This is a genomic window from Microcystis sp. M061S2 (assembly GCF_020245605.1).
Taxonomy (GTDB): Bacteria; Cyanobacteriota; Cyanobacteriia; order Cyanobacteriales; family Microcystaceae; genus Microcystis.
In genome coordinates this window covers 14,998-28,016 of record NZ_JADBUP010000119.1, presented here as the reverse complement: position 1 = coordinate 28,016, position 13,019 = coordinate 14,998, and the positions used below count along the sequence as shown (strand labels likewise).

General features: G+C 43.5%; 12 protein-coding genes and 4 pseudogenes. 15 read left to right on the top strand and 1 reads right to left on the bottom strand.

What is annotated here, in order from left to right; all coding sequences use genetic code 11:
* Positions 1 to 128 (top strand): annotated as a pseudogene (locus IM475_RS18965) (ATP-grasp domain-containing protein); the annotation flags it as partial.
* A 309-nt stretch (positions 129 to 437) separates the two neighbouring features.
* A pseudogene (locus tag IM475_RS18960) lies at positions 438 to 1,064 on the top strand (ISNCY family transposase); the annotation flags it as partial.
* A gap of 84 nt (positions 1,065 to 1,148) precedes the next feature.
* On the opposite strand, the pseudogene IM475_RS18955 reads toward IM475_RS18960, so the two are convergent.
* Positions 1,149 to 1,524, bottom strand: a pseudogene (locus tag IM475_RS18955) (NF041680 family putative transposase); the annotation flags it as partial.
* 421 nt (positions 1,525 to 1,945) lie between these two features.
* Here IM475_RS18955 and IM475_RS18950 point away from each other — a divergent pair.
* From IM475_RS18950 to IM475_RS18895, 13 genes and pseudogenes are all read left to right on the top strand, one after another.
* On the top strand, positions 1,946 to 2,434 hold the full coding sequence (locus tag IM475_RS18950) for an MgtC/SapB family protein (protein WP_004159254.1): 489 nt from the start codon (positions 1,946 to 1,948) through the stop codon (positions 2,432 to 2,434).
* 65 nt (positions 2,435 to 2,499) lie between these two features.
* Positions 2,500 to 2,727, top strand: a pseudogene (locus tag IM475_RS18945) (transposase); the annotation flags it as partial.
* A gap of 135 nt (positions 2,728 to 2,862) precedes the next feature.
* On the top strand, positions 2,863 to 3,045 hold the full coding sequence (locus IM475_RS18940; RefSeq protein WP_016515440.1) for a CsbD family protein: 183 nt from the start codon (positions 2,863 to 2,865) through the stop codon (positions 3,043 to 3,045).
* Positions 3,046 to 3,216: 171 nt separating this feature from the next.
* Positions 3,217 to 6,096: a GAF domain-containing protein gene (locus tag IM475_RS18935; protein WP_287728741.1), complete on the top strand. Its 2,880-nt coding sequence runs from the start codon at positions 3,217 to 3,219 to the stop codon at positions 6,094 to 6,096.
* Between the two features lie 44 nt (positions 6,097 to 6,140).
* Complete coding sequence (locus tag IM475_RS18930; RefSeq protein ID WP_287728740.1) at positions 6,141 to 7,673, top strand: caspase family protein; 1,533 nt, start codon at positions 6,141 to 6,143, stop codon at positions 7,671 to 7,673.
* Between the two features lie 48 nt (positions 7,674 to 7,721).
* Positions 7,722 to 8,189 carry a CsbD family protein gene (locus IM475_RS18925; protein WP_287728739.1) on the top strand — a complete coding sequence of 156 codons (468 nt, stop codon included), beginning with the start codon at positions 7,722 to 7,724 and terminating at the stop codon, positions 8,187 to 8,189.
* Positions 8,190 to 8,255: 66 nt separating this feature from the next.
* The gene (locus IM475_RS18920) at positions 8,256 to 8,411 is read left to right on the top strand and encodes a lmo0937 family membrane protein (RefSeq protein WP_016515444.1); all 156 of its coding nucleotides are present in this window, start codon (positions 8,256 to 8,258) and stop codon (positions 8,409 to 8,411) included.
* 123 nt (positions 8,412 to 8,534) lie between these two features.
* Positions 8,535 to 8,960, top strand: coding sequence for a hypothetical protein (locus IM475_RS18915; protein WP_016515445.1), 426 nt, complete (start codon positions 8,535 to 8,537; stop codon positions 8,958 to 8,960).
* Positions 8,961 to 9,224: 264 nt separating this feature from the next.
* On the top strand, positions 9,225 to 9,920 hold the full coding sequence (locus tag IM475_RS18910; protein ID WP_287660564.1) for a VIT1/CCC1 transporter family protein: 696 nt from the start codon (positions 9,225 to 9,227) through the stop codon (positions 9,918 to 9,920).
* 117 nt (positions 9,921 to 10,037) lie between these two features.
* A complete protein-coding gene (locus IM475_RS23035) occupies positions 10,038 to 10,229 on the top strand; it encodes a Thivi_2564 family membrane protein (protein ID WP_353737461.1) in 192 nt (63 codons plus the stop codon).
* A gap of 35 nt (positions 10,230 to 10,264) precedes the next feature.
* Positions 10,265 to 11,359 carry a glycosyltransferase family 2 protein gene (locus IM475_RS18905; RefSeq protein ID WP_287660562.1) on the top strand — a complete coding sequence of 365 codons (1,095 nt, stop codon included), beginning with the start codon at positions 10,265 to 10,267 and terminating at the stop codon, positions 11,357 to 11,359.
* Positions 11,360 to 11,866: a glycosyl-4,4'-diaponeurosporenoate acyltransferase CrtO family protein gene (locus IM475_RS18900; protein ID WP_002799014.1), complete on the top strand. Its 507-nt coding sequence runs from the start codon at positions 11,360 to 11,362 to the stop codon at positions 11,864 to 11,866. It abuts the gene before it with no gap.
* Positions 11,860 to 12,708: a transglutaminase-like domain-containing protein gene (locus tag IM475_RS18895; RefSeq protein WP_287660561.1), complete on the top strand. Its 849-nt coding sequence runs from the start codon at positions 11,860 to 11,862 to the stop codon at positions 12,706 to 12,708. The genes IM475_RS18900 and IM475_RS18895 overlap by 7 nt, the downstream gene beginning before the upstream one ends.
* Positions 12,709 to 13,019 lie beyond the last annotated feature (311 nt).

Sequence of the window (13,019 nt, the reverse complement as noted above, 5' to 3'; positions counted from 1 at the left end):
CACAAATAATTTTTCGCGTCCTAGCTGACAGCAAAGCGATCGATCTCAGTCAGAGTTTAGCTGATGTTAACTTTCATTGGTTAGAGTCTTTAGAAGAGGTAGTCACGGCAGCAATTAAATTAGCCTAGAATCAGTGATCAGCAGCAATTCTCATTTTGAAATAAATAGAGCATTAACCCCGATTTTGGAAGGCAAAATATAGTAGAAAGTGACTATTTTTCAGGGAGAGGCGATCACTAAAAAAACAATTGGTTGGATAAATTAAGTATAAATACTCAAGCAATCAAAGGGATTGGCTGAGAACGAACGGGGTAAATTCAGGAAGATAGTTCTGTTTTTAGAATAAGGAATTCAAGGGAAATAAAAATTTATAATTATTGTCAGCTAAGGTAAAATGGGTGAGTTAGAAATCCACCAGCACGTCAAATTATTCCAAGATGGCTCAAAAAGCGGCAACCCTAGAAATTTCGGAATTAATGCAATTTTTACGTCAAGAATTACATGATTTACTCGATGAGAGGAAACCTAGAAATAATACAAAATATCAGGTAGAAGATGCCGTGATGGCTGCATTTTCAGTCTTTTTTACTCAGTCGCCGTCTTTTTTAGACCATCAACGTTTAATGAAAAGCAATAAGGGAAAAGATAATGCTGAAAGTTTATTTTCAATTGAAAAAATTCCTGGGGATAATCAAATAAGAAATCTGTTAGAGCCAGAGCCAGTGCCAGCCTCTACTGTCTCTAGGACTTTTCAAAAAGTCTATCAATGGTTAAAGGAAAAGGGAGTTTTGAAAAAGTTTCTCTACTTAGATGGAGAAATTTTAGTGGCGTTAGATGGCACAGAATATTTCTCATCCAAGAAAATTAATTGCCCTCATTGTAACTGTCGTAATCATCGAAATGGAACTACAACTTATTTTCATGGCTGTGTCACACCTAGGGTGGTGTCTCCTAAGCAAAAACAAGTAGTTAATTTAGAGCCAGAATTCATTAAAAAACAAGATGGGCATCAAAAACAAGACTGTGAAAATGCGGCCGTTAAAAGATGGTTAAATAAGAATCATAACTTCTGTTTAGACTAATTTGCAGCCCAAATTGGCACAGCTAGGGATAAAAGACTGAGAAAGAGATAAAAGCAGGATGAAGGATTAAGATGCGGTCTTTTTCGATTTAGGCGGGGCAGAATAGCGTTTTTTGACCGTAGGATAAGGGATTTTTGGAGTCCGTTTTTTGCCTTTAGGCCAGCCCTGGGATTTTCCTCGGGTTTTGGGGAAACAGGCGGGTGTACCAATCACCGCTAAAATTTCCCCAAAACCCTGAGCGACCCTTCCAGGAGTCAGAGAGTTTTGTGGAAGAGGCTTCTGCCAAGGTAAAGGATTATCTTGTACTATCTCACGAGCCAGCCATAACTACCAAGTCAGTAGAGGCATCAAATCGCGACCAGATTGCCCTTGTTCGGGAGTTGAAAGTTTGGGTAAAGTCCAGTGTAATCTTTGCGAGTGCGAAGCGATTCGAGTGATCGATGTTAATGGGACTTAGGCGTTTTCGGTCAGCAAAAAAGGCTCAAACCATTACGGGACAAAGGGTTAACCTCGATTTATGATTTTCCTTGATATATCTGGGTTTCAGCGATTTTGGGCTTCTCGAAGTAAATCCCAAGCGGGGATTGGAGTTGAGGCTTTTCTCGATTTGTTTTTTGTCTAAGTCTCATTATGTGGACTTCGGTGGAATTATAGAGGAAGAAGGCACATTCTGTGGCTATACCATTCCGACCCGTCTGCGGATTGGATGGTACTTTGGCACTGAGCGGTTTGAGTCAGAGGGTGAGTTTTTCCGAGTCACGATTGATGATGCAATCTATCGGTAGAACGATCGGACATCAATAAAGAAATTACAGCCAACTTTGTAGAATGAAGTACAGCCAAAGTAAGGAGGGACTACGGGTGTGTGGCAAGTGATATGGAATACTGTGCTATCGGAATTCTCCGAGATCACCGATGTGGCTCAAATTATCCGCATCATTTTACGCTTCCTGCTTGCGGCGATCCTTGGTGGTCTACTGGGGTACGATCGGGAGATCAAGGGCAAGGCGGCAGGGTTGCGAACGCATATGCTGGTTTCTTTCGGGGCAGCACTCTTCGTCCTCATTCCTCAACAATCTGGGGCATCGATCGCAGATTTAACTCGTGTGTTGCAGGGCTTGATCGCTGGGGTGGGATTCCTTGGGGCCGGATCGATCATTATAGGAAGGCACCAAGAGGAGGCTAAGGGGATGACCACGGCGGCGGGCATATGGCTAACGGCGGCCATCGGCGTAGCGGCAGGGATGGGGCGAGAAGCGACGGCCATTCTCAGCACTCTCTTAGCCTTGGGAATCTTATCCTTAATTCCCAAGGTCGAACGGTTGTTTGAACGCCGTGGAAGGAGGAGTTAAACGGGGTCGGAGTATTCGGGCGGATAGGGGGTCAGAAACTTCTGTCTAAAATCAAGGAACGCTACGGATGGGCATTGGAAGTGGTCAAGCGGAGCGATGACCAAAAAGGATTTGTCCTGTTACCGAAAAGATGGGTAGTCGAGCGAACCTACGCTTGGTTGGGATGTTTCCGTCGTTTAAGCAAAGATCACGAATATTTACCGACTACCAGCGAGGCGATGATTTATGCGGCGATGGTACATCTAATGTTGAGACGTTTAGCACCCGCCAAGTCGGACTCAACTACTTCCTGATAACTTTTCAAACAGCTTCTTAACCTTGAGTTACATTTTGTATCGTATTCAATCAATTCAATCAATTCATTCAAGAAATCAAACAACCACCTATTACACCTAATATCAGGAAGCCAATTTAACAAGGAGCATATCATGAGTTTAAAAGATAGAGCCAAGGCAACCGCCAAAAATATCGAAGGTAAAATTCAAGAAGCAGTAGGCGATCTGACTGGCGATCCCAAAGCTCAAGCAGAGGGCAAGGAAAAACAGGCAGAGGCAAGAGTTCGTCACACGGTCGAAGATGTGAAGGACGAAGTTAAAAAGATTGTTGATTAGTAGGTCATTTCATTTTAAGTTCTGGACTATGCTACTGAATATGGATTGTCTAGCCAGTATTTTTTTACGCAAGTCCTAAGAACTCTTCATCAAGAAATCGCTTAAAACCGTTAGAACCAGGAACAGTATTCAAGATACAATCAAGATAAAATAAATGAAAGGGAGACAATTATGGTGGATGAACATATTTTAAATGAAATTGAAACCCAGATAGAAAAGGCAACTCTTCAGCTATTTAAACAAGAAGAAGTTTTTGCCAACATTGTTCAACAATGTATCGGGCTAGGCTATGATTTTGCTTCAATTCAGTTGATTCGTTCTGAAGAACAAATTATTGAAGCAGTAAAGGGAACTGACTGGGCTGGAAAAGCTAGGCACTATCTAGAACCTGACCCCAGTTTAAGAGATATTCAAGCCGATATTTGCCAAACTTGCCGAACTGAAGTTATTGCTGGTTGGGATAAACGGGGGCGGTTTGATAAATGGGTTTACGATGATAACAATCACCAGGATCTGATACGGATTTTTACTCCTCTGATTTTAGTGCAGGATGATAAAGGTAAAAATGATCAACAATGGTTTAATGACCTTCGGGGAAATTTTATTAATCACGAGGTTACTGAGAATTGGTTTAAGGAGATTGGACAAAATCAATCTCAAGATAATGGTCAACAGAGTGTTGCGGAAATTTTTCTACCTGAATCCTGTGTAGGCGATGAAGTTAAAGTAATTGGAACAATAGAAGTAGGATATAAGAATCCATTAAAAAAGATTGAAATAGAAGAAGTGATTGATCTAATTAAAAAGGTAGGTGAGTGGGCTTTAAAGATTCGTGAAACTCAACTTCCTTGCGTTTTGGACAAGATTGCTAAAATTGCCATGAAAGCAGTTGAAGCTGATGGAACTAGCCTTCATTTTTTAGAAGGATTGCCACTAAAACCTTACGTTCTGGAAGTCATTTCTGACGGAAGTATCAAGAAAAAACCTTTAGTGATTGAGGCAGATCGCATTCCTTACTCTTACGAAGTTTTTTCTGAATTAATTGGTCGTGACTTTATCAGAAAAAGTCCCCCCAGAAAAGGTGGTCTAGGTCAAAAGGCGATCAAGGATGATCAAGAAAAATTTGTACCAGATTTGTCTCAAGGACAAAATGCCATAACCCTAAAAGATTACAATCAAAAAGCATTTGATCTGGGAATTAAAGCAATTATTATTATTCCCTTAATTGTTGAGCAATATACAGGATGTTTGTATTTTCATTTCAAGAAGGAGAATCCTTTTGACAAAAGGGTAATTAGTTGGCTAAAACTCTTTGATAATCGGGTTGAAGAAGCCATCCGTCATGGGATAACTTACGAACATCAGCGAGACAGAAATACTCAACTCAAAGTGCTTCATTCAGTGGCTCAATCTTTGACCAAGAATCTAGATAAAGAGGACTTACTGAACCAGATTGCCTGGAGTACCCTCAATCTACTAGCCGCTGATACTATCACGATTTACAGATACATTGAAGCCAATGAGCAATTTCTCCCCGAACCCGCTAGGGCAGGAAGACTAAAGTTTAGCCAACAAGCACAAACAGAAATCGATAGCGAGGATGTACCTGCTAAACTCGTCAAACATGGAAAGAATGTCTATCCTGATGATGTAGCCTGTCAAGAAATATTCAAAGGGTCCTTGTTTGCTAAAAAAGAAAAGATTCAGGCAGCAGCAGGAATTTTGCTGAAAGTCAATGATCAAATTGTCGGCACACTCTTGATCAATTATCGACGACCTCATGTTTTTGAACCTGATGAAAAAATAATTATTGAAACCCTTGCCGCTTCAGCCGCGATCGCTATTATGAATCAGCAATGGCTGGAAAATCGACAGCAATGGTTGAGAGCCTTCAGTGAGATTAATCGCCACATTAAAACCGCTATCGGCTTAGATAATAAACAACTCCCATTAAAAGATGATAAACAACTCCTAAACCTGATTATGCAACGATCTCTGGAATGCACTGGCGCAGACTTAGCAGATATTCGACTTTTTGATTCCGTAAGCCAAGAATTAGTTATGGAGGTTTGGCATCCAGCGAATGCACCAGGTGCTTCTTCGATTCGCACCAAACTGGGAGAGGGCATTACGGGATGGGTGGCTCAACATCGAGTAACCGTTTTACAGAACGATGTTACCAAGGACAGTCGCTACAAACGTTACGATGAACCATCGAATTCGGAGCTATGTGTTCCCATAGTGGATCAAGATCGTCTAGTCGGCGTCATCAACCTAGAAAGCTACCGCAAGGGAGCATTTGACGAAAGAGATAAACAAATGTTAGAAGCTTTGGCAGATCAGGTTGTTATTGCTATTCAAAGCGTGAAAAATAGAGAACAACTGGTTAAAGTGAGGGCTTTAGCTGATCTTGGAACCGTCACCAGTTCCTTGATTCATCGAATAAATAGTGAGGTGGGGGCAATTCGAGTATGGGCAGAAGATATTTACGATGTGGGCGATCCCTATAGCGAAGGGAAAGCACTTCGGATTCGAGCTTCAGCAGAACGGATTCTCCAAAAAGCTCAACGGATGCAAGTGTGGATTCAGCAAGAGGATAAATTACCGATTAATATTGCCGAAGTCGTACAAGATGCTCTGGCACAAGTCGATGATTTCCCATCTAATATCGTTAAACAAATCGAATTACCTGACAACTTACCGGATATTTCGGTGGGTAAACAGCAATTGACTGATGTTTTTGATAATCTAATCCGCAATGCTGCCAATGCCATGCCAGAAGGGGGAACTTTATCAATTGGGGGTCAACTAATTGATAGTGAGGGAGAAACTTTAATTAAAGTGTGGGTCAAAGATACGGGGATAGGCATTTCCGAAGAAGATCGTGATCTAATCTTTGAGCCTAGCTATAGTATGCCATCTTCAGGACACGGCATGGGAATTGGATTGTGGTTAGCTCAGACCTATATTGAAAGTTTAAAGGGTAATATCACCTTTGACAGTCAAATAGGTAAAGGATCTCAATTCACTATTACCTTACCTATTAATTGAGTAGGGATTCTTTTAACTTCACAGATAAGCATAAGGAGATTGATATGCAAGAGAGGGAATTCAGAATTTTGCTAGTTGAACATAATCCTGGCTGGAAGGATAATATTCTTGAAGAACGGATTGAAGAAGCTTTAAGGTATATTAATCAATACGACTCCTGCTATTATACTCTCAAAAAAGTCGAAACTTATGAGAACGCAGATCAGGCTCTGTCACAAGAAGCCCCTTATCATTTACTGATTACTGATATTAGCTTAGGAAAACCTGATAGAAAAGGAATTTTTCTTCTTAATAAAGCTAGAAATAATCAGATACCAGCTATTGTAGTTACTCGCTTAACATATAAGCCTGATGCCGTAAGCGATCTCCACACAGATTATGGGATAGAAAGATTCTGTAGTAAAAACGGCTTTGACATCCCAAGATTTATCGATAGAATACAAAAAGTTTGGAAGGAGTGGTATTGTAACCAGTCAGGAGAAGAGCCGAATCAAATTCATCTGGAAATCACTCAAAGAAAACCTATTCCCCTTCATATACCGGAGCCTAATATGAACTTTTACGCCTTATTAATTGGAGTTGCTAACTATCGCCATGTTACTCGACTCACCAAGACCACAAATGATGCCCAAGATTTATATAATGCCTTGATTCGTAATGGCTATTCTCCTAAAAACATGAATATTTTAAAAGATGGATATGCCACCAAAGATATTATTCTTGAACAACTAGGTTTGCTGGCTAACTCTACCGGAGAAGGTGACACGGCAATTATTTTCTTTTCTGGTCATGGAATGCGTATTGTTGAAGGATCTTCGCAGGTAGAATATTTATGTCCTGTAGATGCTAACTTAGAACAAATTAAAGAAACTTGTATTAGCAGTGAAGAATTTACGACGGCTTTGCGAGCAATTCATGCAGATCGTTTAGTTGTTTTTCTGGATAGCTGTCACTCTGGTGGAGTCGGTGAACCCAAAGATGCAAACCTTCAAATCAAAAAAGGTTTATCAGAAAAAACCTACAATCAAATGGCTAATGGAAAAGGGCGAGTTATTATCGCTTCGTGCAGATCTAATGAGGTATCTTGGGAATTTGAGAATTGGGAAAATGGGCTATTTACCCACTATTTACTCGAAGGATTGAATGGTAAAGCAGCCAACAATGACAAGCAAGTTTACATCATGAGTTTATGTGACTATATCTCCAGAAATGTCCCTCAACAACAATCTACTCAACATCCATTTATAAAATTAGCAGCCGAAAATTTCGTAATTGCTATAAACCCAGAATTTTCAAAAAAACCACCAAACCAACAAAGAACAACAACCCCAAATAATACTGTAACAAAAGAACAATTACGGAAGCAAATTAAGGATGCTTATACTGACAGTGAATTTGAGACTCTCTGTGGAGATATGGAAGTAGAATATCAGGATTTACTGCAATACAGAACTCTTGATCTACAAAGATTTCATCTAATTGATATTTGTTACCGTCATGGTAAGTACCAAGACTTGGTTGACAAAGTACACAATCGTTCCTATTTTGCCAATCAAGAAACCATAAAGACTAGCTAATGTCTAAGCAGATTATTAACCAATCAATTTTTTTTGGAGTTTAAAAAAATGATTTCATTTCAACAGATTCGTCGCTTTGTTGTCACCATGATTTTAACTATAATGCTGACAATTACCATCGCTTTTGACTTTGGAACTACAAATAGTTGGGCTGGAACTTTACCACCCCAAATTGCGACCATGAATCGAGTCGAGGCAATGACTAAGAATATTGAGGGCAAAGCTCAAGAAGCGATCGGCAACATAACAGGTGATCCCAAAGATCAGATGATGGGAAAAGCCAAGCAGGTCGAAAGTCAGGCTCGTAATACAGCAGAAGATATCAAAGACAAGATGAAGTTAAAAGGGAGAACAAAAGCAGTAACAAAAAACATTGAAGGCAAAGCTCAAGAGACAATAGGTAAGGCTACTGGTAATCGCAACGATCAAGTTGCTGGAAAAGCTAAGCAAGCCGAAAGCCAAGGTCGCAATGTAGTAGAAGATGTAAAAGATGCGGTTCAAAATATCTTTAATTAAAGATCGATTGAAATCTTTTACTCCGAATCAATTTTCATTACTTTTATCTAAAGGAAAGAGGGAATTATGTTTGATCTCGTTTGGACTGCCGTTGTTATACTTTTCATTCTCTGGTTGTTAGGCTTCTCAGTTCACGTTGGGGGCAGCTTAATTCACCTGCTTTTGGTTTTGGTGCTGATTGGCATTGTCTACAACTTATTTCTGAGGGGACGTATTAGCTAATAATCGTTGTGGCTTGGCTTGCAAGCCAAAAAACTCCGACTCGCAACCAAGCTGCGATGTTTAGCTCAAATTCATTGCCACAGGTTTGCCTACATTATTCTGAAATCAGCAAGAGGAAGCATCATGAGTACTAGAATTGACAACTTCACCAAACAACTCCACGACAATTTAGAAGCGGTTGAAAACAGAGCAAAATCCCTTAAGGAAAGCATTCAATCCGCGATGAAAAAAACTCAAGCTGAGATTCAATCGAAACTCGACGAAGCGAAGGCACAGCTAGACGCTAAGAAACAAGAATTTGATGAGTACAGAGCAAGACTCAAAACTCAATTTGAGGAAAAAGAATCTGAGGTAGAGTCGAATATCGAGGAATGGAGAGCGAGTCGCGAAGTCAAGAAGCTCGAACATCGGGCAGATAAAGCTGAAGACTATGCAGCTACAGCGATCTTGTTAGCGATGGCGATGATGGAAGAGGCTGAAAAAGCAACCTTGGAAGCGATCGCCGCTAGACTAGATGCAGAGGCTGCTGCCGGAACCACAGAAAAGTAAGACCTGATTAAACCAAGCTTTTCGGGGAGTTTTAGCCACCGATATGCGCCTAAACATGGCGTTACCGTGTCGTATCTCAATGTTTACGAAAGAAAGGCAAAACTCAGATCGGCCTGATTAAGCCAGTGCAAATGCTTTCAGCACTATATCAGGATGTAGCGTTAGCTCAAGTTGCCAAAGAGGTTGAGGAAAAGACCATTCAGATGGTTGACGAGGCAAAATGAATACTCGCCACCTCAATTAATCATAAGGGAGAGAAAGAGAATGCCCAGAAGCCACAGAGAACGACATCGTACAGGGCGAATCGGCTGGCTACGGGCTGCAGTTTTGGGTGCAAACGACGGCATTGTCTCAACCGCAAGTCTAATCGTTGGGGTTGCGGCGGCACACACGTCTCGAAGCGAGGTGTTAGTAGCTGGGGTGGCTGGCTTGGTGGCTGGGGCGATGTCAATGGCCGCTGGTGAGTACGTCTCTGTCAGTTCACAAGCCGATACTGAGAAGGCCGATCTCTCGCGGGAACGGAAAGAACTTGATATCGACGAACCATCCGAGCGAGAGGAACTGGCGGCAATCTATGTGGCTCGTGGACTCGATCCGTTGTTAGCCAAACAAGTCGCCGAGCAGTTGATGACTCGTGATGCCTTAGGTGCACACGCCCGGGATGAACTGGGCATCTCCGAGAGCCTGACCGCTCGACCAGTTCAAGCGGCGCTGGCATCGGCAGGTGCGTTTGCCGTCGGTGCAGCCATGCCGCTGCTCACCGTGCTGGTAACACCAGAATCGAGATTGGTACCCGTTGTATTTGGAAACTCTCTGATTTTTCTGACCGCGCTGGGAGTGCTGGCCGCACGCACTGGTGGAGCCCCCGTGATCAAATCGGCCGTTCGAGTCGCCTTTTGGGGTGCGATCGCCATGGGGCTGACCGCAGCCGTGGGTGCCCTGTTCGGAACGGTCGCATGAGAGGGAAACAAGCACAACGGTGTACCGCCACCTAACAAGCATATGTGTATGATAGAGAGAATAAAATGCTTAACGAAACTCATTAGAACTCATTAGATCGGAGAAAGGAGGTCAGTCATGGATCTGGTACAGTTTATGGTAGTTATCATCGTGGTTGGGGTTCTATTGTGGCTCGTGAACAACTACATTCCGATGGACAGCAAGATCAAGCAAATCCTGAACATTGTGGTTGTCATCGCCCTCATTTTGTGGATTCTTAAGGTGTTCGGATTGCTGAGTTTTCTCAAGGGAATTCGTATCGGTAGGTGAGTGATGTTCTAGACGGAAGGAAAGGTTGAATTATTATGGATCTGATGTCCATCACACTGGTGGTGCGCTGGCTAATAGGCTGGGGATTGATGTGGCGGTTGCCGCGACTTCCAGACCTTTCAGTCGTCGGTTCGCCTAAAGTCTCGGTCTTGATTCCGGCGAGGAATGAAGAGAGTACCCTCCCTAATTTGCTAACAGCCTTAAAGCAGCAAACATTCAAGCCCTACGAAATCATTGTCATCGATGACCAGTCCGCCGATGCTACCCCACAGATCGCCGAACAGGCCGGGGTGAAAGTAGTGCAGACTAGCCCTTTGCCCACAGGTTGGACAGGGAAAAACTGGGCACTCAAAACCGGATATGCAGCCTCATCTGGCGATATTCTCGTCTTTCTCGATGCCGACACTGAGCCAGGGGAGGAGCTGCTCCGCAGGCTGGTGGCAACTGTTCAACACTTAGGTGGTCTGGTCTCAGTTCAGCCCTATCACCGCACTGAACGCCCCTACGAACTGTTAGCGGTTCTGTTCAATCTCGTCGGCTTGATGGCCGTCAAACTGGGAGCAAGAGGTGGTGTGGCTTTTGGACCAGCTATGGCTACCAGCAAGGATGACTATGAGCGGGTCGGCGGCCACGACGCTGTGGCAGGATATGTTGTAGAAGACTGGTTCATGGCTCATATTTATGAGAGTGCGGGACTGCCAGCAAGTGCCTACATTGGTCATGGCCAACTGGACTATCGGATGTACCCCGGCGGGCTGCGGGACCTGGTTGTTGGTTTCGACAAAAACTTTGCAACGGCAGCAGGGGAAGTCTCTTGGCTGCGGATGCTGGCGGTTGTGTTCTGGCTTTCAGGGCTGTTCTGGGCGGCTTGGTGTCTGCCCGCATCCCTATTCGGCTGGCCGATTGTCGGGAATTCATCCTTACTATATAACGTACTGCTTTATCTTGCCTTCGCCATACAGTTAGCCATAATTGTATGGCCAGTGGGTTCATTCGGAGCAATCGTCTTTTTCTTCCCCATTCCGGTTGCCTTCTTCATTGCAGTGTTCCTGCTGGCAATTCTGAATCTCGAACGTGGTCAAATCGAATGGAAAGGACGAAGGATAAGTACCCGATGGCAAGGTGAATGAATGAGATTGTCTATACTACAGTTACCGGATGGGGTAATCGTCGGGCTGTGTGTGGTCGGTTGGACAGCCTGGTCACTTTTGATCGGTTTTGTCGGTCATCGACTTCCCCTGAAATTCCTAGAAACGGACACCTGCCTGACCCGGCCACGACCTTGGGGGGAAGATAGACAATGGTACAATCGGGTACTGCGGATCAAGCGATGGAAGGATCGGTTGCCAGAAGCAGGGGATTTCTTCCCAGGAGGTTTTCGCAAAACATCCGTTGGCGGTGGGGACTGTGCCGTAATGTCCCGTTTTTTGGCTGAAACCCGTCGCGCGGAATACGTTCACATCGCCATCTGGCTGTTTTGGTTAGTGACGATGCTCTGGACTCCTGGCTGGGGTGTGCTGGTAAACCTCGCCGTGGGAACAGCCTTCAACCTGCCTTGTTTGTGGGTGCAGCGTTACAATCGGCTTCGGCTCCAGCATCTGCTCGTATTGAAAGGACAGGGAAAAACGATATGCTAAAGTATGAGCTTGGCTGTGAATTAACCTACAGCATTGAGCAAGCAAGCACTCTAATTCTTAATGTTGCTATTGTCAGCAACAACCATCAGATTATTGTTCAGGAAGACCTCCATTCTAACTCTCAACGGTCGATTGAGGAATACATCACTTCTGTCAGTGGAAACCGATACTTTCGACTCAATGCCCTTCCTGGCAATTTGCAAATTTCCTATCGAGCAACCGTTGGCTTATCTCCTTATTATTCAGACCCCAGTACGATTTTTGAAGTAAAGCCAGCCGATTTACCCCTCGATATCTTGTACTATCTTTATCCGAGTCGTTACTGTCAGTCAGATCGATTATTGCGCTTTGTCGCGGCTGAATTTGGCCATTTAGTCCCTGGTTATTCCAGGGTGACAGCTATCTGTAACTGGATTTATGACAATGTTTTGTATCTCTCTGGTAGCAGTGATTCTTTAACTTCTGCTTGCGATACAGCGATAGAAAGGGTAGGCGTTTGCCGTGATTTTGCCCATTTAGGTATTGCTTTTTGTCGGGCCTTGAATATTCCAGCACGCTTTGTTTCCGGCTACGCCTATGGTTTAAATCCCCCCGATTTTCATGCCTGGTTTGAGGCTTATCTAGGGGATCGCTGGTATCTTTTCGATCCTACCCGCCTTGTGCCTCAGAGCGGGCTAATTCGCGTTGGCACAGGACGAGATGCAGCCGATGTTTCTTTTGCCACTATTTTTGGTCCGGTACAAATGAATCAGATGAGGCTTTTTATGGACTACTTACCCGATGCCAAGCCGATTTCCGAGAATATTTTGATACCGACAACAGAGGCGATCGCCATCTCTTGAGCGTACCCCAGTCAGGTATTCTATTATCGAAAATTTGGGTTGAAAACCCCGTCCTTTGAGGACGGCTTTAAGCTACAATGGAAAAAGCGATAACCAAGCTAAAAACTGACCCCTGACCACAGATAGTAGGGGGTTTCGTTCAGAAAAGATTTCAAATTCGGCCTTGAACGAGTAAAACTTTCTAGGAAATAAGGTTGAACATGAGATTTTTTCGACTTGTTCAAAGTGGCCGTCCGGCATTCGGACACTGAAAACGGACGGGTCGAAAGTGTCAGACTTAAGCAATTAAGCGTTTTTCGCTATCTGCGTCA